Source organism: Flavobacterium sp. CSZ, assembly GCF_015350725.1.
In the GTDB taxonomy this organism is placed as follows: Bacteria; Bacteroidota; Bacteroidia; order Flavobacteriales; family Flavobacteriaceae; genus Flavobacterium.
In genome coordinates this window covers 121,763-144,925 of sequence record NZ_JADKPQ010000005.1, presented here as the reverse complement: position 1 = coordinate 144,925, position 23,163 = coordinate 121,763, and the positions used below count along the sequence as shown (strand labels likewise).

Here is a 23,163-nt window from a genome sequence, read left to right as displayed (position 1 = left end):
CAATGAAAAGCAACTTACTTTCCAGCATATACAATCCAACTGATTTACGCTTATTAACCGAAGCGCAACTTCCTCAAATTGCACAGGAATTGCGTCAATTTATCATTGATGTTGTTTCTGTAAAAGAAGGACATCTAGGCGCTAGTCTTGGTGTTATTGAACTCACAATTGCTTTACATTATGTTTTTAACACACCCGAAGATCAATTAGTTTGGGATGTTGGACATCAGGCTTACGGACATAAAATTTTGACCGAAAGAAGGGAAATCTTTCATACCAACAGGCAAATCGACGGGATTTCAGGTTTTCCTAAAAGAAGCGAAAGTATTTACGATACTTTTGGCGTTGGGCATTCCTCTACTTCTATTTCTGCTGCACTCGGAATGGCAATTGCGTCTCAATTGAAAGGAGATTTCGAAAAACAGCATATTGCAGTAATTGGTGATGCTTCTATTGCATCCGGAATGGCTTTTGAAGGTTTAAATCACGCAGGAGTTACAGATGCCAATTTACTGGTTATTCTAAATGATAATGCTATCGGAATCGACCCAAGCGTTGGTGCTCTCAAAAAATATCTTACTGCTGTAAAAGAAGGAAAGAACCCGAAGAAGAACAACATGATCAAGTCTCTTAACTTCGATTATTCCGGACCAATTGACGGGCATGATATTCCGACTTTAATAAAAGAATTAAAACGATTAAAAAATATAACGGGTCCAAAATTTCTGCATATTGTAACCACAAAAGGAAAAGGCCTGCAACAAGCTGAAGAAAATCAGGTAAAATATCATGCACCCGGAAAGTTTGATGCTTCAACTGGAGAAATCATCTTAAAATCTGAAGAAAATTTACCTCCTAAATATCAGGATGTTTTTGGATTGACCATTTTGGATTTAGCCAAAAAGAACGAAAAAATCATCGGAATTACACCTGCAATGCCATCTGGTAGTTCTTTAAAGTTCATGATGGATGAAATTCCCGAACGTGCTTTTGATGTAGGAATTGCTGAACAACATGCTGTAACACTCGCTGCCGGAATGACCACACAGGGTATGATTGTCTATTGTACCATATATTCTACTTTTTTACAACGCGCTTACGATCAGGTTATTCACGATGTGGCGTTACAAAACTTACCGGTTATTTTTTGTATCGATCGTGCAGGTTTGGTTGGCGAAGATGGAGCTACGCACCACGGTGTTTTTGATATTGCTTATTTACGCGCTATCCCTAATATGATTATCTATGCTCCAAGCAACGAAGTTGCGCTGCAAAACATTTTATATACTGCCCAATTAGGATTAAATCATCCTATTGCAATTCGATATCCGAGAGGTCGTGGCGTCTTACCAAATTGGGAAGTAGAAAATTTCGGACATTATCAAAAAACAATTATAGGACAGGCTAGTCAATTAAAAACCGGAACAAAAACGGCCGTTTTATCTACAGGAACAATTGGAAATAATGTCACTTTAGCAATTAATGAATGTGACAATTCCGAGACAATTGCACACTATGACTTTCCTTTCATCAAACCACTAGACATCAATTTATTGAATAGTATTTTCAATACTTTCGACAGGATTATAACCATTGAAGAAGGGACTGTAAATGGAGGTTTTGGAAGCGCCGTTTTAGAGTTTGCCGCAGCACATAATTTCAAAAATAAAATAGAAATTTTAGGTGTTCCTGACCAGTTTATTGAGCACGGAACTGCAAACCAATTACAACAATTATGCAAAATAGACGTTAAAAGTTTGGTAAATCTTTTTTCAAACGGCACAAAATAATTATTTTGCACTATTAAAAACTAAAATTCTAATGAAATTATTGCGTTCTACCCTTTTGCTTTTATTGCTTTTGTGTACCTCACATAACTTTGCTCAAATCATACAAACGACTTTAGCTCCTAATCAGCTGCCTCCGCCACCTTCTAACTGGACTAAAAAAAATCAATTAGGATTTGACATCTCCGAAATTGCTTTTGTAAACTGGAGTGCAGGGGGAACAAGTTCGATCTCTGGTTTATTTAAAGGAGAATTTGGAAGAACTTACATCAAAGGAAATCATAAATGGGCGAACGAACTTATCATAAAGTATGGTTTAAACAAACAAGACGGTACTGAATTAAGAAAGACTGATGATGCCGTGATGCTGAATTCTACTTATGGATTCAGAAAAGACACGATTTCGAATTGGTATTACTCGGCTAAATTTAATTTCAATACGCAATTTACAAACGGATATAATTACCCAAACAGAGATATTGCTATTTCGAAACCTTTTGCACCAGCCTATGTATTTTTGGGAGCTGGAGCTGAAAACTCAAATAAAAAGAAAAACAGAACGTTTTACTTCTCTCCTATTACGTTAAAAACTACTTTGGTTTTAGATCAGGATTTGGCCAACCAGGGATCTTTTGGTGTTAAAAAAGCCGTTTATGCTCCTGATCCTATGGATCCTAATTCTCAAATTATAATTGAAAACGGACAAAAAGTAAAAGCCGAATTTGGTATTTTACTAACTGCATACATGAAAAACGAAATTTTCAAAAACATTTTCTACGAGAACAGATTAAGCTTATACACTGATTATTTGAACAAATTTGGAAATGTAGACGTAGATTATGATACTCGTTTAGATCTTGTTGTAAATGCTTATGTAAAAGCAAATATTGGTATTCATTTGGTTTATGATGATGATATCAAAACCAAGAAAGATGTTGTTGACCCTACTACAGGATCTACTTCTCAGGTCAATGACGGGCCGAGAGCGCAATTAAGACAGGTTTTAGGCGTAGGTTTAGTATACGCTTTTCAATAAAATAGTATCGCTATTAAGCAAAAAAACACCCGATAGAAACAAATTTCTATCGGGTGTTTTTTTTTACAATCAAAAAGGAGAAGATTGTTTAATTCTTTTTTCTTCCGTTAATGGTTTCGAATAATTCCAGAGCGTTTCCATCTGTTAAAAGTGAGACATAATGACAAATATGCAATAAACGCTCGTATAAATTCTCTTTCTCTAATTGATGCTTTTCAGGCAACATTTTCAAAATTAATTTATCGTAGTTGGATGCCGTTCCTTCGTATTTATTATTAAAGGCCGTTATAAATTTATCCAATAAAGTCTGGATGATTTGATAGCCTACAATTTCTTTTTCTATAACCTCTCGGCTCTGATAAATTTTATCAACGCTTAAATTGATAATATCATTCATCTGCGCTTTGTATTTACTTTTATCTGTTAAGGCAAAAGGGAATTTTCCGGCCAGAATGGCTTCTTCATTTTCGATAAAAACATTTACTGCATCGTTGATTAATGTTCCTATTGCAAGAGCTCGCAAATAACTAATTCTATCTTCTTTGGTGGTTAAAGTCTTGTACTTCGCAACTCCAATATTGTCTTTTACGAGTTTGATTAAATATTCTAAAGCATAATCTTCAGATACCAATCCTAAATTTATTCCGTCTTCAAAATCGATAATGGTGTAACAAATATCATCTGCCGCCTCAACCAAATACGCCAAAGGATGTCTTTCAAAACCAATATCATCTCCTGATTTATTGGCAATCATTCCCATATCTTTTGCTACTTCTTCAAAGAATACTTTATCAGTCTGGAAAAAACCGTATTTTTTATCTGCGATATCATTTGTTGGCTTTTTAGGCAAACTCTCTTTTGGATATTTCATAAAAGCACCTAAAGTGGCATATGAAATTCTAAGTCCGCCTTCGATTCCCGGACGACTAGCTGTAAGAACCGAAAATCCGTTTGCATTTCCTTCAAAATCAATTAAATCCTGCCATTGTTTGGCTGTTAACTGATCTTTGTATTTTAGACCATTTCCTATCGAAAAATACTCTCCAATGGCTTTTTCACCAGAATGTCCAAAAGGAGGATTCCCAATATCGTGTGCCAAAGAAGCCGCAGCTACAATAGCACCAAAATCATTCATATGATAACCGTGAATTTCTTTTAAGTGAGGATATTTTTCGATGATTTTCTTTCCCACCAAACGTCCTAACGAACGTCCTACAACCGAAACTTCTAAACTATGCGTAAGTCTCGTATGTACAAAATCTGTTTTAGAAAGCGGAATAACCTGTGTTTTATCCTGCAGTGATCGAAACGCAGCCGAAAAGATAATCCTGTCATAATCAACCTCAAAGCCCAGTCGGGTATCGTCTTGTTCTACACGTAATCTCTTGCTAGTATCGCCTTGGCGTTTGAGTGATAAAAGTTCTTCCCAGTTCATTTTTGTATTTTAGATTTCAGATTGTAGATTGTAGATTTCTCATCTAAGCGTCAAAAATACGTTTTATTTAGGATTTCATTCAACAAAATATACTATTTAAAAGATAAACCTCCTGTGTATTCAGGCTATACGCAACTTTCTATTTGAGTATGACGTTTTTGAAATATTTACTAAAAATCGCGAATGCTTCTGCTTTACTTTCTGCTGTTGGCGCTGGAGTATCTTTAAGCGCATAGGGCATATTAAGCAATTCCCATTTTTGAGATCCGAGCTGATGAAACGGAATAATCTCTACACGTTCAACAGTTTTATAATTGGTAAAATGCTGTCCCCATTCTTCCAGATATTGTGGCTGGTCTGTCCAGCCGGGAACTAAAACATATCTTAACCACATTGGTTTTCCGGTAGATTCTCTATAGGCAGCAACCTGCAATGTATTTTTATTGGTCAAACCAGTTAATTTGTGGTGTATCTCGTCATTAATATGTTTTACATCCAATAACAAAAGATCCGTATTATCAAAAAGTTCCTGTGCCTGATGATTATTTAGTCTTCCGTTGGTATCAAGGCAAGTATTGATTCCCTGTTCGTGCAGTAATTTAAAAAAGTGCAGTAATTTGTTTCTTTGAAGTAAAGGTTCTCCTCCGGAAACTGTAACTCCTCCGGTTTTTCCAAAATAGCTTTTCTGGCGAACAGCTCTTTTTACTAATTCTTCTATTTCGACCAAAGAACCTCCTTTTACATCGAGTGTATCAGGATTCTGGCAATACAAACACCTGAACTGACATCCCTGCGCAAATACCACCATTCGAATACCGGGACCATCATGAGTACCAAAGGTTTCAAGGGAATGTATTCTTAAATGATCAGGATCATCAATGTTTAATTTAGCGGCTTCAATATCTTGTAATTGAAAATACATAGTTGTTTGAATGAAATTAAAACGATAATAACGAATTGGGAGTAATTATTTTAACACATAGAAACATAGCTTTTCTATACTTAAAAAGGCGTTTCACTTATTTGAAATACATCCCGAAGCTTCGGGACTATCTATGTGAAAGAAATGAGTTTCTTTTTGTCTCCTTCTTTTGCCTATAAAATCTATGTTTCTATGTGTTTAATTTTTTTATTAATTACACCCAACAAGTTAATAATAAAATAAAAAATAGGCTGGCTAATTTTAGCCAACCTATCTCTGATTCACGCCTGGCCTGTTTTTACATTGCTTCGTGAAAAGTACGTGCTATAACTTCAAGCTGATGCGCTCTTGATAATCTCACGAAATTAACAGCATAACCCGAAACTCTTATGGTCAATTGTGGATGATTTTCAGGATGATTATAAGCATCTTGAAGGGTTTCGCGGTTTAATACGTTCACATTTAAATGATGTGCCATTTGTGCAAAATAACCATCTATTACATTCACTAAATTGGTTACTTGTTCTTCTCTGGTATCTCCTAGTGATTTCGGAATCATTGAAAACGTGTTAGAAATACCATCTTGTGCATCATTATAATCCAGTTTTGCTACAGAATTTAATGAAGCAATTGCTCCACTAGAATCACGTCCGTGCATTGGGTTTGCTCCCGGTGCAAAAGACTCACCATCTTTACGTCCGTCAGGAGTTGCTCCTGTATTGGTTCCGTACATTACATTCGATGTAATCGTCAATAATGAAAGAGTTGGTGTTGCATTTTTATATGCGGTATGTTTTCTAAGTTCTTTGATAAAGAAAGCTGTAATTTCCTGAGCAATAGAGTCTACTCTGTCATCATCATTTCCAAACTTAGGATAATCACCTTCGATATTAAAATCTACTGTAATTCCGTTTTCATTTCTTACTGGTCTTACTTTCGCATATTTTATTGCCGATAATGAATCGGCAATAATAGAAATTCCTGCTGCACCATAAGCGATATCAACATGCGGATCAGAATCAATCACCGCCATTTGTGCTCTTTCATAATAATACTTATCATGCATATAGTGAATAATATACATAGACTTAGCATATACCCTGGCTACTTCTTTCAGCGTACGTTTAAACACGTTACTTACTACATTATAATCTAATACTTCGTCATGAATAAACGGAATATCTTTCATTACTAATGCTCCGCCACGTTCTTCTCTACCTCCGTTTAAAGCAATTAATAATGCTTTAGGCAAGTTGGCACGTGCTCCAAAGTGCTGAATAGATTTACCAATTTCCTGATGCGATACACAACAAGCAATTCCGTAATCATCAGAACCTCTGTTAGGTCTCATTAAATCATCATTTTCATATTGAATTGATGATGTATCAATTGACACTTGTGCACAGAAATCTTTAAATCCTTGCGGAAGATCATCTGACCATAAAACTGTTAAGTTTGGTTCCGGTGATGCTCCCAAATTATATAATGTCTGAAGGAATCTGAATGATGTTTTGGTTACTTTCGTTCTTCCGTCATTAAACATACCTCCAATACATTCTGTTACCCATGTTGGGTCTCCACCAAATATTTCATCATAAGCACCAGGTCTTAAATGGCGTACCATTCTCAATTTCATTACAAACTGATCTACTAATTCCTGTGCTTCAAATTCGGTAATTGATCCTTCTTCCAGATCTCTTTGTATATAAATATCAAGGAATGATGATACGTTTCCTAATGACATTGCAGCTCCATCTTGTTCTTTAACCGCAGCTAAATAAGCAAAATAAACCCATTGTACTGCTTCTTTTGCATTTTGTGCAGGAAGAGAAATATCAAAACCATAATCTGCTGCCATTACAAGCATGTCTTGCAGGGCACTAATCTGAGCAGAAATCTCTTCACGTAAACGAACTTTATGTTCTGTCATTTCGCCGCCAACTTTACTATGATCCTCTTTTTTAAAAGCGATAAGCTGATTCACTCCATACAAAGCCATACGACGGAAGTCCCCAATAATTCGTCCGCGGGCATAGTTATCAGGCAGACCTGTTAAGATATGTTTAGAACGATAATCTCTGATTTCTTTATCATATGCATCAAAAACTTTTTCGTTATGATTTTTAGCATAGTTAAAAATATCGATGACACGATCAGACACTTTTAGTCCTCTCTCTTTTACAGCAGATTCTACCAGCTTAATTCCTCCAAAAGGCTTCATTGCTCTCTTTAACAGCTGATCTGTTTGCAGACCAACAACAACTTCGTCTTCTTTTTTAATATAGCCGGGCTTAAATCCATTTATAGTTGATATCGTTTCTACATCTATTGCCAGACATCCGTTACTTGCTCGTTCTTTTAATAAAGCTTCCTTACAGATATTCCATAAATTGGTAGTTTTTACTGATGGTCCGGATAAAAAAGATGAATCTCCTTCATAAGGCGTAATGTTTTTTAATACAAAATCCTGAACGTTCACTGATGCTCCCCACTTTCCGGGTGTAAATACCTTTTTTTCGACATTTGCTTTCATAACTCAAATAATTTAATTGCATTAATTATATGATCAAATTTCGACACTTTTTAGCCAAAAAACCATGACAATAATCATAAACAGAGCTTATTTTTATAAAAATCGCAATTATTTTCGACAAACAAGCTTTGGCTTCACCAAGAAACACATTATTGCAGTAAGACTTAAAATCCCTGCAAACAAATAAAAGATAACCGTATAATTTTTAGTTAACGAAATTAATCCCGGACCAACAAAAGCCGCAGCAGACCAGGCGATTAATATAAAACCAAACGGTGAACTCATTTTATAAGGCCCGTAAACATCTTTAACAAAAGCAGGCATGGCAGCAAAAGCCCCTCCGTAACAACTTATAATAACAAATACCATAAGCTGGAATACAATTGGCGTATTCGTCTGACTTAGCACAAGAAAACAACAGGCACCAATCGTAAAAAACGCAAAAAAAGTAGACCATCGGCCAATTTTATCAGATATACTAGACCAAAACAACCTGCCAAATCCGTTGAAAAAACCAATGAAACCAACAAAATTGATAGCTTGTCGATCATCAATATGAATGATATCTTTTGCCATTGGTGCTGCAATAGAGATTAAGGCAATGCCACAGGTAGTATTTAAAAATAACATGAACCAAAGACTGTAAAAACGAACATCGGTTAATAATTCTTTTAAAGGAATAGGAGAATTACTTTTTAAATCGTCCTCTATAGAAGTAGCAGAAAAAGGAAGCGAAAGACACAATGAGGCTAAAACCATTATTGAGAAATAAACCAATCCCAGCAGATAAAAACTTTGTGAAACCCCAATTGATTCTGTTAGTGGTAAAATAATGCGCGAAGCTAATATCGAGCCCGCAGCAAACGACATAATAACAAGTCCTCCTGCAAATCCGGGTTTTTCAGGAAACCATTTTACAACAACCGAAATGGGTGTGATATAACCGAAACCTAAACCAATGCCGCTTATTACGCCATAAAACAAATAAAACAAAGACAATGATTGTTTTGCAATAGCAAATCCGCTGCCTATTAATCCTACACCAAAAAATAATGCAGCAAGCAATCCGACTTTTTTAGGACCAATTTTTTGAACAAACTTTTGCATAAAAGCAGCTGTAAGTCCTAAAAAACAAATGGCTAAACTAAAAGATAGTTTTAATTGATGTGCATCCCAGCCATTCAATTCATGAATAGGATTAATCCAGACGCTATAAGCGTAAATAGAACCTATTGACAATTGCAATAACATTCCTGCTGATGCAATTATCCATTTATTTATTTTTATCATAAGACGATACATTTAATATGCGTCTTACAAATTTAGAAGTCGAAACTTGTAGAAAAGGTGATTTTTATCGTGTTTCGGCCAAAAACAGCCAATAAATTTACGAAAACGTTATATAAAAACATCCCTAAAACTCTAATGCTGTGCTGTTTTTGATCTCTCCCATTACAAAAATACTGTTCGTTTTTCCTGATTGTGCTCTAAAAACCCGTCACTGGGATGAAACCAAAAAAGCTTTGATCGAAATGGTTGCCGCTGCTCAGGAAATGAGAGCCGCTGTTGAAGCTCTGTGAATTAATCATTTTTATTAGAAATATTTTTGTTTTTTAGTGCCAACTGGTGGATTCGGAATTCTTGTAGTTATGAATTCTTCCGACTTCACTTTTGTTGGCATTTTTGCGTTTAGCTTTTTTTGAAGCAGAAAGTTTCAGTTTTCAAAAACACCTTTTGTCCCGCTCTCCACTATATCTGTTATGGCGAACCCCGCCACAACAGGATACCGTTTCTATCGGGGCTAAATGAGAAAATTTAATTTTCAAAAGATGTTATACTTTCAAACAAAAAAAAAGCATCAGCTATAGCTGATGCTTTTTCGAAATTGAAATATATTTCTAAAAATTAGAAATTTTTTGAAATCCCGATACTTGCTGTTTTACCAAAGTTTAAGTAGAATTTACTATAATCAGCACCGTTATTATCAAAACTTAATGTTTCGTAACCTAAACCACCAATACTAAAGTTTAAACCAAAACCTTTTTTCATATTAATAAAAAGAGCTGGAGTAACACCAACGTACATTCCATCAGCTTTATCTTTATTAACAAGATTTCCATTTTCATAATCTTTACTTTTTTGATTTTGAAAACCAGCTCCTAAATCAGCAAATACAGAAAATGTTTGATTCAATGGCACAGAATAACGTAAAAAAGCACCTAACTTAAAAACATTAATTTTAGTTTCATCTCCTGCTATTTCACGTTTTGCAGATCCAGCTGTTAATTCACCCCCAACTGTCCAGTTGTCATTAAATTGGTAACCTACTCTAGGAGAAAAAGTAAAGCTGTTAACTTTGTCTTCGCTAAATCGATATTCTGATTTTTCAGAAGAGTAATCGATGTTTCCACCAACTAAGATTGTTCCTTTTTGTGCATTTGCAAAGCTAAACATAGCTAAAGCCAGAATAAGTAAAATTTTTTTCATTATAAATTATTTTTTTTTAATTACTACTGCTTTAGCAATAACGATGCCGTTGCTGTTGGCCTTTAAGTTTTTTTTATGATTTCTTTAAAAGACAAAATCGTAGCAATCGATCGTATTTCTGTTTACTTTTGTAGCAAATAAAAAGTCATGTCGATAGAAGTAAACAACATATCAAAAAGTTACGGAACTCAAAAAGCATTAAACTCAATTTCGTTTTCTATTCAAAAAGGAGAAATCGTCGGATTTCTTGGTCCAAACGGAGCAGGAAAATCTACTTTAATGAAAATTTTGACTACTTATTTACTTGCCGATGGCGGTTCAGCCCTTGTAAATGGTCATGATGTCATGACGAGCGCAAAGTCAGTTCAACGTTCGATTGGCTACTTACCGGAACATAATCCGTTGTATCTGGATTTGTATGTTCGTGAGTATTTGGCTTTTAATGCCGATGTTTATCAAGTTCCAAAATCAAGAATAGAAGAAGTAATTCAACTGACAGGACTGACACCGGAAAGTCATAAAAAAATAGGGCAGCTGTCTAAAGGATACCGCCAGCGTGTGGGACTTGCGAATGCTTTATTGCACAATCCTGATGTTTTGATTCTGGATGAACCTACTACTGGTCTGGACCCGAATCAGTTAATGGAAATTCGTAACGTAATTAAAAATGTTGGGAAAGATAAAACGGTTTTTTTATCGACTCACATTATGCAGGAAGTCGAAGCTATTTGCGACCGTGTCATAATTATTGACAAAGGACAAATTGTTGCCGATAAAAAATTAGATCATTTAGTATCTGAGAATAAAGAACAGGTTATCGAAGTAGAATTTGACTATCAGATCGAAGAACAGCTTTTGGCCAGACTCGAAAATATTACTTCATACAAAAACATTCATGATATGACCTGGGAACTTACTTTTGTTGCCGAAAAAGATATGCGCCCTGCTATTTTTGATTTCGCCAACGAAAATGGTTTAAAAACATTACAACTCAACCAGAAAAATAAAAACCTGGAGGCTGTTTTTAGAGAAATTACTAAGTAGCGTTTCCGTTTACAGTCTCATTTTACAGTTTACAGATGAAGCCAATTGTTTCTATTATAGAAATAATTGGCTTTTTTTTGCCATTCTTTCTGATCTTACTTTTCTACAACCTACCTTATTTTTATTGGCTTTATTATCAAAATTTGTTTTTTAGACTACAGTTTATCAATTTTTAATAAATCGCGAAGAACTAATTATCAATTCGTTATGATCTCATGTGCAAATTTTAACTATTTTTATTTAGACTTGTTATAAATAGTGTTATATTTGGGCATTGAAACTTCAAAATACCACTCAAATGTTCTCCGTACTCAGTTTTATTTCATCTTATTTTTCGAAACTTTCTAAGTATTTTTTACAACTTCTAAAAATACTTTCTGATAAATTAGAACAAATCGTTTTTAGAATAAGCATTTCTTCTTAAACGATAAGTCTTCCTCCCGACAAATCAAAAATCGCATTAAAAGCCTTACTCCCAAAAAAATCAAATCCAAATATCATGAAGAATATTATAACATCTATTATGCTTGCATTTTCGGTCTACGGTTACTCGCAGACTGAAAAAGAAACCGACAGTATTGTCGAAACTTCTATCAATGCATTAGATGAAATTGTAATTACAAAAAAGAAAGTTCTATATACCCAAAAATCCGATCGACTGGTTTTTAATGTCGAAAACAGTATTGTTTCTGAAGGCGGAACTGCATTAGATGTTTTATCGCGTGCTCCGGGTGTTGTCGTGTCTCAGGATGGCGAATTATCGATTCGCGGACAACAAGGGGTTGGCGTAATGATCAATGGCAAATTAACACAGCTTTCGCAAAAGGAACTGGCCAATTATTTAAAATCGACCACCTCATCCAACATCAAACAAATTGAAGTTATTACGAATCCTTCCTCTAAATATGACGCCACCGGAAAAGCCGGAATCATTAATATCATTTTAAAAAAACCGAATGCAGGCGGACTTAAAGGAACTGTTTTTACCAATTACGGAAGAGGTAGAAAAAACAGAACCAATTCTGGTGCAAACTTAAGCTACAATAAAGAAAAATTTGGTGTTTACGGAAACTACAGCTATACTTTTAGAGGTGAAGAAGAACGTAAAGAGTTTGACCAAAATCAATATACTGATGCTACCCGCCAGACCATTTCGACAAAAAATCATCAGACCTCAACGACTGATGAACCGCTGACATCAAACAATTTTAAAATAGGAACAACTTATGAAGTTTCTCCTAAAACGAATTTAGAAGTATATGTTGATGCTAAATTGGGCCGCTACGAAAACATCGCCAATGGAAGAAACACCTTGCTTAATGCTATGGATCAGGTGCAATTTGATGCTTCGACCTCTAATGACAGCAAAGAGAAATGGAATGATTATACATATGCATTCTCCGGAGTCCATAAATTTAATACCGAAGGAAAAAATATGTCTTTTGATTTTGAATATGAAACTTCAAAATTCAGATCGAATCAGTTTCAGAGCGCTACAAATATAGATCCTTTGAAAACCAATAACATTAATGACCGAAGAGGTTTTATTCCGTCACAATTGAAGGTTTTTACCGGAAAAGTGGATTTTACAAATCCGCTGAAGGAAAAACAATCTATCGAATGGGGATTTAAAGCCAGTATAAAAAACAACAATAATCCGTCGCTTTACGAATACAATGACAACAATCAATGGATTGTAGATCTTAATTCGACCAATCATTTTGAATATAAAGAACAAATTTATGCGGCTTATGCCAACTTTAAGTATCAAATGGAAAAATTGAATATTCAAGGTGGTTTACGTACTGAATATACTGCGATAAACATTTTACAAAAAACGTTGAATGAAGAGCATAAAGACGATTATTTAAAATGGTTCCCGAGTGTTTCTATGAAATATGAACTGAGCAGCAATCATTCTATACATTCCTCTTACAGTAAAAGAATCAACAGACCAAGTCAGTTCGATTTGAATCCGTTTCGTTTTTACGATGATTCGTTTAATTACTCTCAGGGAAATCCGAATCTTGTTCCTGAAATCACGCATTCTGCAGAAATTGGTTATTCCTGGAAAAGTGCCTTTATGGCTTCATTATACTTTAGTAAAACCAAAGATGTTTTTACCGAAGTTTATGTCTACAATCCGGCCAATAACACAACGGTAACCTCTCAAATTAATGTTGACAAGTCTTATAATTATGGAGCCAATATTACCAATACAGCCGAAATTTATAAATGGTGGTCTGTAAATACGCTTTTTAATATTTTCGAAAATAAATTTATGGGCAATGTGGTAAATACTGATAAAATAGACCCAATTGTTACATTGAATTTAAGCGTTCAAAACTCATTTACCATTACAGAAAGCTGGAAAGCCGAAGCCAACGCACAATATCAGTCAAAATCGAATCTTGGTATTTATGAAAGAGATTCTTTCTTTGATTTTAGCATAGGAATTTCGAAACAAGTTCTTGCCAAAAAAGGCAATATCAAACTTAATGTTACTGACATTTTTAATACCAATAATTTCCACATCAATTCGGTTATAGCGCAAACGAGCATCAATAAAAGATATGACCTGGATAATCGCATTGCAACAATAGCCTTTACCTATAGAATATAATATTTTGAATCTTTAGTTTCCCCCTTGTTTTTATTTTTTTGATGGAATAGAGCCTGTTGTAGTTAGCGGGCTCTTTCTGTTTTAATACACTTACCACAAATGGTAGTGATGAACGGCCGCGGATGATACAGATTTAAACGAATTTACGCTGGTTTTATTTTACTGGTTTAAACTGAGCGAAGTCGAAGTCCTCATATACTGAATTACTTTGCGGGACTTCGACTTCTCCTTTCAGTCTGACAAAATAGAAATCATTTACCGGAATAACTAATATTGGATTGATACTTTTCTCTAGTTCTTAAACAAAAAAGTCTTTTGACGAATTTTACTTCTACCAAAAGACTTTAATTACTAACCAACAAAAAATTAAATAAAATTAAAGCGAATTACGCTTTGGGCTTTTGTTTTTTCTTTCTTCCCCACCAGATATAAAATCCGGTAACAGGTAAACTGGCGCATATCAAACTACCCAAAAAATAGACAATCTTGGTTGGGATACCTCCTATGGCGCCAATGTGAAGACTATAATTGGATCGCATTAACCATTTTGAAAAACGGGCATCGCCAATGTAGTCCTGCGAACTTGGAAGTAACTCTAATGTTTTCGAATCAAAATATAAATCTCTCCAGACTCCTTTATTCATATCGGTGCAGGCATAAAAATCATCTTTAGGTTCATCCGGAAAATGAATGATAACGGCTTCTTTATTTTCCTTCGCAATTTCTGTTCTTACTTTCTTCCAGATAAAATCCGCTCCAGCCAATTTATCTAATTGCTGTTGCGATAAAGTATCTTTTTTTACTGCAACAACTTGTTCTTTCTTATCCTTATCATCAGCCCATCCTCCGGCTATCCAATAGGTACTTTCCCGTAACCAATGAAAACTCATCAACAGTCCTGTAAAAGCAATAAGCACGGCCAAAATCAGGGTATAAAATCCCATAACATTATGCAAATCATAATTAAGGCGTTTGAATTTAGCGTCCCATTTTATTTTAAAACTAGCGTTTCGGGTTGTTTTATTCCATTTTTTCGGAAACCAAAGTATCAGTCCGCTTATAAGCAAAAAGAAGAAAATAACCGTTGCCCAAGCTGTTATTTGAGAACCAATTTCGCGCTCTAACCAAAGATTACGATGTCCTTCATCCATAAAATGAAAGAAATCTTCATGATGTACCATTCCGGTAATTTTACCGTTATACGGATTTACATAAATCAATGAATCCGATTCGATATCGACCTTAATTGATTTATCTAAACCATTATACCAAACGCCATGAATTTCTTTATTAGGCAATGCTTTATGAACTGCAGCGTATATTTTTGAAGGCGGTAATAATTTCTCAGGGCCTTGCGCTTCTACATTTAAATATGGCGATGTTAGTGCTTTGATTTCCTGTTCGAAAACCAAAATACAACCCGTAATTCCCATAATAAATACGATTATTCCTGACGCTAGCCCAAGCCATAAATGCAGCCACGCATTGATTTTACTAAAACGTGATTTTCCTTTATTGGGCGGTTTAAGATTCTGTTTTTTGATAACAGTCATGGTTTTAATTTTTATTTATTTTACGTCAGACAATACGTGAAAAAAGTTTATATATATAAAAACCATATAATCAGCACTCTCAAAGCAATGATTATATGGTTATTTACTAAAAAAAGTGTAATTATTGTTTTGGCGATAGCTTCGTTATAGCAGAAATATCTGTTCCTCCACCAGTTACTTTTGCACCAGCTGTAGCAGCACCTGTTTCAAGATTGATTTTATAAACACGAACCTCATCATTAGTTACAAAAGCTTTGTAAGCAAAACCATCTTCGTAGAATAAACTTCCAACTCCAAAATAGTTATCACCAGCATGTCCAGGTAATCCTGTAACCGGAGTAATTTTTTTAGATGGTAAGTCTATGATTGCTGATTTAAATTTAAATGAATAATGTCTTAAGAATCCCCATGAAATTGTATCATCTGCTGTAGGTATATAAATGATATAAGCTTTTTCTCCTCCAATAGGATAAGCGGCAACTACTTTACCGTTAAGTGAACTTGCCTGAATATCGAAGAAATAAGAAGCATCAAAATCTGTCTGACCTTTGTTGATACGTAAAATCCCAGAATGTGCCTCAGTGTTTACATCATAACCAGCTGATAATGCATTTGATGAAAAAGTATATACGTTACCAGAATCAGTACGAATAATACCTGTATTTGTATAATACATTCCAACTGCTGTCGTACGTGGGTCTGCAATTCTTTTTACAAAGTTTAATGATGGATAATCGTAAACTCTTACATAAGCATTCGTTTGATCGATATCCCAGTCATCACTTGCATCTCTGTTGAAAACAGACACAAATACTTTATCTCCCACTACTGTTACTCCCGTTGGGAAGTCAAAACGTCCAGTAGATGTAGCAAAATTATTAAATTTACGACTTGTAATAAATTGTTTTACCGGATCGTAAACAATTAGTTCATTATCTGTAGATGTACCTTCCCATGAAGCACCAACTATTAATAGTTTATTGTCATCTGTAACACCGTAAGCATATGGAGACTCAATAAAAACACGACTTCCGGCTACTAATTGACCTGTTGCATTTAAAGAAAAGGGAGCTGCACCTTCTGCTTCACTATCTAATGCAAACATTGTATTTGCAATAGGAATATATGAACCACCTTGCTCAATTCCTTTTCCATTCATATCAATTGTCCCTGTCATTAACTCGTCTAGCGAATTAAAACTCCACATATAATTTTCATTCCAGGTATCTGTTTGATATCCTATTACATATTTACTTCCCGGAATTGTATCATCTGAAGGAGAATCATCACTACTACAAGAAAATATAGTACCCGACATCAGCACAAGAGCTAATAGATTTTTAATTTTAATTGTTTTCATATTACTTTAATTTAGTTAATTATCATCTGCCTTAGAAGCATAGATTTTTGAATGAGATATTATTTTTATTTTTTATTACATAAAGAAATAACGAAGTTTCAATGTAAACGACCTTCCAGGTTTTTGTACATTAAAATAGTCATATAGTTTTACGTCTGTTATATCAAAGCATTCTACTGCAATATTATAGCGACCGTTTTTAAGTGAATAAGCAATAGACGCAGAGTAAAAAAGTTGCTCTGGAATTTCTTTTTTACCTGTCTCACCAAGATTTGGGTTTCTCAGATAATAACTGCTTGAATAATTAGTCAATAAGTTAATCGTAAGAAAGTCATCATCGAATTTGATTTTCTTGAAGTTAAATCCAACATTTGCATTTCCGTAAAAAATAGGAACATTTGCTAATTGCTTATTGTATAAATAATTAATTTGATTAGTTCCAGGTGAAACAGTTGCATCTTTATTTAGAGTCTTTTGGTAAGTTGCATTAATATCAAAAACCAACCAATCTTTATAACCATAATGAACAACTCCGTCAAATCCGCTTACCTGTATATTTTTAAAGTTAACTGCTTTACTTTTTGATGGGTTACTTTGATCTTGCCTGTCCTGGATAAAATCATTCGCTCTTCTGTAAATGAAATTTCCTTCTACTCCGAAAGAATGAACTGTAAAAGCTTTTTTATAAGAAAGTCCAAAATTAAAGTTATCACTAGATTCAGGCTGAAGATTCGGACTTGGACTTACTCTAAGTCCATCTCCCAATAATTGAAGAGCTGATGGCATTCTATAAGCATGCTCGAAAGATGCTTTAACCTGAAACTCCTCAGGAATTAAGAAATAAGCAGCAGCAGTACCATAACCAAAATTGTTAAAAGAAGGATTTACTTTTTGCTCTGAAGTTGTACCTGGATTTGTTATAACTTCCCCTTTTAAATCGAGCATTTTTCCAAAAGCGGTGAAAGACAGCCTTTTTTCAAGTGCTGATAAGCTATATGAAAAACCTAAGATATTTTTATTTAAAAATGGTTTTGTTGGCTTGTCTGTAGTTATATATTCATTGTCTTCAGTTCGTTTATAACCAACATAAGTGTAATTTAAAGCAAATGAATTATTTTCATTTAGTTCATATTTAAGATTAGCATTACTTTGAAGAGATTTTACATCATATACCATTAAAGTTTTAACTGTATTAATCTCACCTGCAGAACTGTAAGCAGGAACGTCAGTTCGTACTCCTCGCCAGGTAAATCTTCTCGACGAAGTATCTACTTTACGTTCTTCTGCAATATTATAAGACGCAGCCCAAGTTGCTGTTAAGCCTTTAGTAAATAAATTTGATTTCTTATATTTTAACGAAGACACAAAATTCTGACTATCTTCAAAAGCATCACCTACGACTCTAAACATAGTTGGCCCTTGTTGTATTTGTTTTTTATTGGCACTTCCTGTAACGCCTACTAATAAATAATCTGCATATTTTTTATCTTTTACTCCAACTTCTGCTATAACAGTTGCTTGTTTATAACCATCATGAAAATGTTTAAGTTTCTCTAACGGACCAAAAAGCCCAGAAACAGGATCAGGAACCTGAGCCTCAACCTTATAACTATTGTCAGAATAATTAAGGAATGCATTAATATTGGTTACAAAGCCGTTTTTACTTGTAAAACGTGTATTTACTGCAGCCTTATGGGTATTGAAAGATCCATAACTATAAGAAGCATCAATATATCTCCTAACACTTTTATTAGTAACAATATTAACAGCACCACCTAAAGCATCTCCTCCTAATTCAATTGGTACAACTCCCTTATAGACGTCAATTCTTTCTGCCATATTAGTTGGAATATTGTTCAATGTAAATGATGGTCCATAATTATCCAACGGAATCCCATCCATAAAAAACTTAACCTGATCTCCTGAAAATCCATTTAATGAAAAATTGAAAGCAGATCCCATTCCTCCTGTTTCTCTAACCCTAACACCAGTTGTTCTATTTAAAACCTGATTCAAATCAGCAGAAGTATTATACAACTGTTTTAAATCAACAGCTGTAATATTAAATGCCTCTTCTTTAACGCGCTGCACTTTTGATTTTCCTTTTACCTGAACTTCATCTAAAGCTGCCATATCTTCCTGAATCGTAATATTTGGCACCGTTTGGTCTGATTGCAGATTAATCTTTGTTTGTTTAGGTTTAAATCCTACTGAACTAACAGATAACACATAATTTCCTGGTTCTGCAGCTATTTCATATTCTCCTTTTTCATTTGTTAAAGTGGAATAATCTGTTCCTTTTAATGCTACGGAAACACCTTCAGCAGGTTTACCAGTATTTTCTAAAATGATTCCGTTTAAAATTACTTTTTTGCTTTGTGAGAAACCCTGAATTGAAGTTAAGAGAATCAAGGCTAAGGAAAATATTTTACTTATTTGCATTACTTAAAGTTGAAATTAATTTGGCACAAAATTAACATCAAAAAACAGTATTTGCAAGCTATTTTTAATTATTCTAAATAAACTCAATGATTAGCTTTCAAATAGAGAAATCAATAAAAAAACTACTGATTCCTTAATAAATAATTAAGACTGACTTAAGATTTGCTTAAAGTTTTATATTTAAAAAGTTAAAATTCAAATTATGATTTAGTAAAATCTTAAAAAAAACCATAAAAAAAGCCCGCTTATAATATAAGCGGGCTTTTAAAAATCATGATAGACTTTAAATTTCCAAGTCCAAAATAGTTTCCTTTAACTCTTCTATAATTATTTTTATATCGGTTTCGGATGTTCTCCAATTTACAAAAGAAGCTCTGATTCCTTTTCGGTTTTGATATACCGTTGGGGTCATAAATACTTTTCCTTTATCATTTAAAAGAGTCAAAAACTGACTTACCTTTTCCTGATTATGATCTCCTTTTAAAGTAAAGCAAACATTATTAAGACGAATAGGAGCCAAAAGTTCAAAATTATCATCCTCAATAAGTTCATTAGCAAAATGAAGTGCCAATGCCGTGCTATTTTCTATAATGTCCTTAAAACCTTCTTTTCCGTATGCTACTAATGAAAACCAAACCGGTAAAGCACGTAAACGACGTGAATTTTCCGGTAATACATTCAGATAATTAAAATTTTCTAACGGATTACCTAAATAAGGTGCATTCGAATTCTGAAAAGTTTCTGTTTGAAGATTTACATGCTTTTCTTTAATCAAATAAAAAGCGCTTTCATAAGGAACATTCAGCCATTTATGGCAGTCGATGGTGATACTATCTGCACCTTTCCATCCTTCAACCAAATGTTTAAATTTATCTGAAACTGCAGCAAAACCACCAAAAGCGGCATCAATATGCCACCAGAAATTGTATTTTTCTTTCAGTTTTGCAATTTCCGTAAAATCATCAAAATCGGCTGTATTTACGGTTCCTGCACTCGAAATTAAGATAAAAGGTTTTCCATTTAAATTTTGGATATTCTTTTCTAAATCAGCAATATCAATAGCTTCTCGATTACCTTCGATGGTTTTAACTGTCGTGTAATTATTGCTTCCAATACCCAACATAGCCAATGTTTTTATGGATGAAGAATGCGGCGTAGCAGTCAGAATATGAATGGTTTCAGTTATTCCGGTCTTTGCAAAATCTTTTCCTGATTGCGCTCCAAACCATTGTCTTGCCACTCCCAAACAAGTAAAATTTGACATTGTTGCGCCTGTTACAAAACCTCCTAAAAATGATTTTGGCAAGTCTAATAATTGCAACAACAAATTAATCGTTTCAAATTCTATCAAGGCCGAAACTCCTCCCTGCGCTTTTATTGCTTGCGTATTTTGATCATAAACAGATGCCAGCCAATCCCCTGCAATCGAAGCCGGAGTTGAACCTCCTGTTACGAAACCCAGATATCTTGGCCCTGGGGAAGCAACCATCAAGGGCGCTAATCTTTTTTTAAATTCTTTTAAAGCTGCTAACGATCCTAAACCCTCTTCATTTAAATTTCGGGTTGGATCGATTGTGTTTTTATTTGAAGTTGGAATATTGTCGAGATCATACAGAAAATCTAATCCTTGTTGTTTGGCTTGATTAAGTATGTTTTCGATATCATTTAGATCGTGTTGAAGTACTGAATTCATTCTATATTATTTTTATCTGCTCAGCTGTATAATTCCTTGTTGCTAAAAATAGCTCACGGATCGCACAGATTATACGGATTGATACTGATTTTAATTTACGGTCGATTGCTTTATTTTGAAAAATTACTTTTTACCATTTGGTCTTTTCCGAGAATCGCGAGACCATCATAGAGGAAATCACATCGCCGTTGGCATTTAGTAAAGTAGCGATAGGGTCAACGAGGGTCCCCAAAATCATGGCAACCGGCAAAGCTTGCTCCATAGGGAAGCCGTAAACAGTAATGGCTAAAATTTCGCCAATATAACCTCCGTTCGGAATTCCGCCTTCGACAATCGACACGATTATTGTAATTCCTAATGCTAAAAGTATTGTTGATGGTGAAGTAAAATCTTTACCAAACATGGCAAAAAGAAAGGTGATTTTTAAGATCGATGACATACTCGAACCGTCTTTGTGCAAAGGTGCTCCCAACGGAATAACCAAATTCCTAACATGTTTTGGGATACCCATTTTTTCGGCGGCATCAAGGTTTGCCGGAATAGTGGCAATACTGCTGCAAGTCCCTATTGCTGTTAATGAAGGTGTGATATTGTTGCTCCAGAAAACAACAAAAGCTCTTTTACCACCTGACAATAAAGCATATAAACTAAAAAAGACAAAAAAGTAAAACACGCAAGCCACGTAATAAACGCCTAATGGTTTGGCGTAAACTCCAAATAATTGCGGACCATAATAACTAACCTGATAAGCAAAATAAGCTCCTAAACCTATTGGAGCCAATTTCATAATCATAGTCAAAAGCTGTTTCATAACTTCGTTTCCTGAATCCAGAAAACTTTTGAAAGCATTACCTTTTTCTCCTGATTGTAAGGTCGCAAATCCTATCAAAAAGGAAAAGATAATGAGCGCCAACATACTTTTCCTTGATAACAATTCGTAGAAATCATTGGTCGTCAGTAATTGCGCTATCTGATCTCCAACGTTTCCGGATTGTATATTCTCCACCGGAATTTTGGTAATGATAATATTTTCGTGAATAGGAAAAAAATAAACCGCTATTATCATAACAATAGCCGAAAGAAGAAGCGTGCCTAAAAAGACCGCTATCATAATAATAAAGAGTCTTCCTAACTTTTCTGTTTTTTCCAGATTAGCAATAGAGGAAGTTATGGTAAAGAAAACAAGTGGAATAATCGCTGTAAAAAGCAAGTTTAAGAATATATCCCCGACTGGTTTTATAACCGCAACTTTTTCTTTGAAAATTAATCCAAAAATACTTCCAATTATGATTCCGCCCAGAAGTAACAAGACACTACTGTAACTTTTTAGAAAATTGACTTTTTTAACTTCCATGGCTTAATCGTATTATAAATTGGAATATAGAAACGTGAAATAAATCAATTAAATTACTCAAAAAAAGAGTGCTGAAATTATTTTTTTTATGCAACTGATTAAAAGGATTTCAAATGATTTTTCAATTTATGCCATTAAATGTGTCGTTAGGCACATTTAACCCCTTGATTCGAATTAATCATTATTTTTCTAAAACCAAAGTAGTAAAAGCCCTATCCACCAATTCACCGCTTTTGCTTTTTACTTTTTCTGTCAGCGTTTCTTTGTTTATGATTTTAAAAGGCGATTTTTTAATTAGTTTTTCCGCCTTTTCTGTGCTATACAGCTCAAACTCAAATTGAGTAAAAGGAAGTTGTTTCATAAAACTCTCTTCGGCGAAAGTGATACATAAAATTCCTTTTGGCTGTAAAACTCTATAGATCTCCAACAGCAACTTTTCAGGTTCCTGCCAGAAATAAATGGTGTTTACCGTAAATACTTTATTGAATGCATTATCTTCTAGCGGAATTGTATTTCCATCATAAACCGAAAAGAAAGCTTGTTTTTGGGAGACAAAATTTCTGTTGATCTGACGCGCTTCCTGAAACATTAATTCAGACATTTCTAGTCCGTAATATTTAATATTTTCAGCTTGTTCGAAGATAAATTCTACATGTCCAGCATTTCCGTGTCCTAATTCCAGAATTGTATTTCTTGGCTCTATATGTAGATTCTGAACCGAATGGCGCGTCATGTTGATGTTGGTTTCATTCATCATATTGCCCATTACGATTCCTTTTTCTCCCCTGGGATGTTTAAGCTGAGAAGCTATTGCTTGTAATTCTTCTTGTTTCATAAAATTTTAAATTCCAATTAAAAAAATCCAAATTCCAAACTGTTTGGTCATTGCGAGGA

The 23,163-nt window shown here is 34.4% G+C and carries 16 protein-coding genes; 5 read left to right on the top strand and 11 right to left on the bottom strand.

Annotated elements, in window-relative coordinates; genetic code table 11:
* The first annotated feature begins 2 nt into the window (after window positions 1–2).
* Together IRZ78_RS07675 and IRZ78_RS07670 are read left to right on the top strand one after the other, a co-directional pair.
* Window positions 3–1,790 (top strand): 1-deoxy-D-xylulose-5-phosphate synthase, encoded by a 1,788-nt coding sequence (locus IRZ78_RS07675; protein WP_194615969.1) that lies wholly within the window; start codon window positions 3–5, stop codon window positions 1,788–1,790.
* Between the two features lie 31 nt (window positions 1,791–1,821).
* Window positions 1,822–2,823, top strand: coding sequence for a DUF3078 domain-containing protein (locus tag IRZ78_RS07670; RefSeq protein ID WP_194615968.1), 1,002 nt, complete (start codon window positions 1,822–1,824; stop codon window positions 2,821–2,823).
* 88 nt (window positions 2,824–2,911) lie between these two features.
* Here the strand turns inward: IRZ78_RS07670 and IRZ78_RS07665 are convergent, their stop codons facing one another.
* The 4 genes from IRZ78_RS07665 to IRZ78_RS07650 all read right to left on the bottom strand — a co-directional run bounded on the left by IRZ78_RS07665 (window position 2,912) and on the right by IRZ78_RS07650 (window position 9,003).
* A complete protein-coding gene (locus tag IRZ78_RS07665; protein ID WP_194615967.1) occupies window positions 2,912–4,258 on the bottom strand; it encodes a deoxyguanosinetriphosphate triphosphohydrolase in 1,347 nt (448 codons plus the stop codon).
* Window positions 4,259–4,397: 139 nt separating this feature from the next.
* Window positions 4,398–5,180, bottom strand: coding sequence for a pyruvate formate-lyase-activating protein (pflA, locus tag IRZ78_RS07660; protein ID WP_194615966.1), 783 nt, complete (start codon window positions 5,178–5,180; stop codon window positions 4,398–4,400).
* A gap of 298 nt (window positions 5,181–5,478) precedes the next feature.
* On the bottom strand, window positions 5,479–7,713 hold the full coding sequence (pflB, locus tag IRZ78_RS07655) for a formate C-acetyltransferase (protein WP_194615965.1): 2,235 nt from the start codon (window positions 7,711–7,713) through the stop codon (window positions 5,479–5,481).
* Between the two features lie 108 nt (window positions 7,714–7,821).
* Window positions 7,822–9,003 carry an OFA family MFS transporter gene (locus IRZ78_RS07650; RefSeq protein ID WP_194615964.1) on the bottom strand — a complete coding sequence of 394 codons (1,182 nt, stop codon included), beginning with the start codon at window positions 9,001–9,003 and terminating at the stop codon, window positions 7,822–7,824.
* A gap of 140 nt (window positions 9,004–9,143) precedes the next feature.
* Here IRZ78_RS07650 and IRZ78_RS07645 point away from each other — a divergent pair, with 140 nt between their 5' ends.
* Entirely contained in the window at window positions 9,144–9,293 is a 150-nt protein-coding gene (locus IRZ78_RS07645; protein ID WP_194615963.1) for a hypothetical protein, read from the top strand.
* A 325-nt stretch (window positions 9,294–9,618) separates the two neighbouring features.
* Here the strand turns inward: IRZ78_RS07645 and IRZ78_RS07640 are convergent, their stop codons facing one another.
* Window positions 9,619–10,200, bottom strand: a complete 582-nt coding sequence (locus IRZ78_RS07640) for an outer membrane beta-barrel protein (RefSeq protein WP_194615962.1) — start codon at window positions 10,198–10,200, stop codon at window positions 9,619–9,621.
* A gap of 147 nt (window positions 10,201–10,347) precedes the next feature.
* On the opposite strand from IRZ78_RS07640, the gene gldA reads away from it, so the two are divergent.
* Together gldA and IRZ78_RS07630 are read left to right on the top strand one after the other, a co-directional pair.
* A complete protein-coding gene (gldA, locus tag IRZ78_RS07635; protein ID WP_194615961.1) occupies window positions 10,348–11,244 on the top strand; it encodes a gliding motility-associated ABC transporter ATP-binding subunit GldA in 897 nt (298 codons plus the stop codon).
* A 499-nt stretch (window positions 11,245–11,743) separates the two neighbouring features.
* On the top strand, window positions 11,744–13,867 hold the full coding sequence (locus tag IRZ78_RS07630) for a TonB-dependent receptor (RefSeq protein ID WP_194615960.1): 2,124 nt from the start codon (window positions 11,744–11,746) through the stop codon (window positions 13,865–13,867).
* Between the two features lie 386 nt (window positions 13,868–14,253).
* On the opposite strand, the gene IRZ78_RS07625 is transcribed toward IRZ78_RS07630, so the two are convergent.
* The 6 genes from IRZ78_RS07625 to IRZ78_RS07600 all read right to left on the bottom strand — a co-directional run bounded on the left by IRZ78_RS07625 (window position 14,254) and on the right by IRZ78_RS07600 (window position 23,104).
* The gene (locus IRZ78_RS07625; RefSeq protein ID WP_194615959.1) at window positions 14,254–15,420 is read right to left on the bottom strand and encodes a PepSY-associated TM helix domain-containing protein; all 1,167 of its coding nucleotides are present in this window, start codon (window positions 15,418–15,420) and stop codon (window positions 14,254–14,256) included.
* A gap of 121 nt (window positions 15,421–15,541) precedes the next feature.
* Window positions 15,542–16,780, bottom strand: a complete 1,239-nt coding sequence (locus IRZ78_RS07620; RefSeq protein ID WP_194615958.1) for a DUF4374 domain-containing protein — start codon at window positions 16,778–16,780, stop codon at window positions 15,542–15,544.
* A 75-nt stretch (window positions 16,781–16,855) separates the two neighbouring features.
* Entirely contained in the window at window positions 16,856–19,222 is a 2,367-nt protein-coding gene (locus IRZ78_RS07615) for a TonB-dependent receptor (RefSeq protein ID WP_194615957.1), read from the bottom strand.
* Window positions 19,223–19,505: 283 nt separating this feature from the next.
* The gene (locus tag IRZ78_RS07610; RefSeq protein WP_194615956.1) at window positions 19,506–20,915 is read right to left on the bottom strand and encodes a pyridoxal-dependent decarboxylase; all 1,410 of its coding nucleotides are present in this window, start codon (window positions 20,913–20,915) and stop codon (window positions 19,506–19,508) included.
* 130 nt (window positions 20,916–21,045) lie between these two features.
* Window positions 21,046–22,269 (bottom strand): dicarboxylate/amino acid:cation symporter, encoded by a 1,224-nt coding sequence (locus IRZ78_RS07605; RefSeq protein ID WP_194615955.1) that lies wholly within the window; start codon window positions 22,267–22,269, stop codon window positions 21,046–21,048.
* Between the two features lie 181 nt (window positions 22,270–22,450).
* Window positions 22,451–23,104, bottom strand: coding sequence for a class I SAM-dependent methyltransferase (locus tag IRZ78_RS07600; protein WP_194615954.1), 654 nt, complete (start codon window positions 23,102–23,104; stop codon window positions 22,451–22,453).
* Window positions 23,105–23,163 lie beyond the last annotated feature (59 nt).

Coding starts and splice junctions, on each gene's coding strand:
- IRZ78_RS07675 (WP_194615969.1), top strand. CDS start 3: ATGAAAAGCAACTTACTTTCCAGCATATACAATCCAACTGATTTACGC.
- IRZ78_RS07670 (WP_194615968.1), top strand. CDS start 1,822: ATGAAATTATTGCGTTCTACCCTTTTGCTTTTATTGCTTTTGTGTACC.
- IRZ78_RS07665 (WP_194615967.1), bottom strand. CDS start 4,258: ATGAACTGGGAAGAACTTTTATCACTCAAACGCCAAGGCGATACTAGC.
- pflA (WP_194615966.1), bottom strand. CDS start 5,180: ATGTATTTTCAATTACAAGATATTGAAGCCGCTAAATTAAACATTGAT.
- pflB (WP_194615965.1), bottom strand. CDS start 7,713: ATGAAAGCAAATGTCGAAAAAAAGGTATTTACACCCGGAAAGTGGGGA.
- IRZ78_RS07650 (WP_194615964.1), bottom strand. CDS start 9,003: ATGATAAAAATAAATAAATGGATAATTGCATCAGCAGGAATGTTATTG.
- IRZ78_RS07640 (WP_194615962.1), bottom strand. CDS start 10,200: ATGAAAAAAATTTTACTTATTCTGGCTTTAGCTATGTTTAGCTTTGCA.
- gldA (WP_194615961.1), top strand. CDS start 10,348: ATGTCGATAGAAGTAAACAACATATCAAAAAGTTACGGAACTCAAAAA.
- IRZ78_RS07630 (WP_194615960.1), top strand. CDS start 11,744: ATGAAGAATATTATAACATCTATTATGCTTGCATTTTCGGTCTACGGT.
- IRZ78_RS07625 (WP_194615959.1), bottom strand. CDS start 15,420: ATGACTGTTATCAAAAAACAGAATCTTAAACCGCCCAATAAAGGAAAA.
- IRZ78_RS07620 (WP_194615958.1), bottom strand. CDS start 16,780: ATGAAAACAATTAAAATTAAAAATCTATTAGCTCTTGTGCTGATGTCG.
- IRZ78_RS07615 (WP_194615957.1), bottom strand. CDS start 19,222: ATGCAAATAAGTAAAATATTTTCCTTAGCCTTGATTCTCTTAACTTCA.
- IRZ78_RS07610 (WP_194615956.1), bottom strand. CDS start 20,915: ATGAATTCAGTACTTCAACACGATCTAAATGATATCGAAAACATACTT.
- IRZ78_RS07605 (WP_194615955.1), bottom strand. CDS start 22,269: ATGGAAGTTAAAAAAGTCAATTTTCTAAAAAGTTACAGTAGTGTCTTG.
- IRZ78_RS07600 (WP_194615954.1), bottom strand. CDS start 23,104: ATGAAACAAGAAGAATTACAAGCAATAGCTTCTCAGCTTAAACATCCC.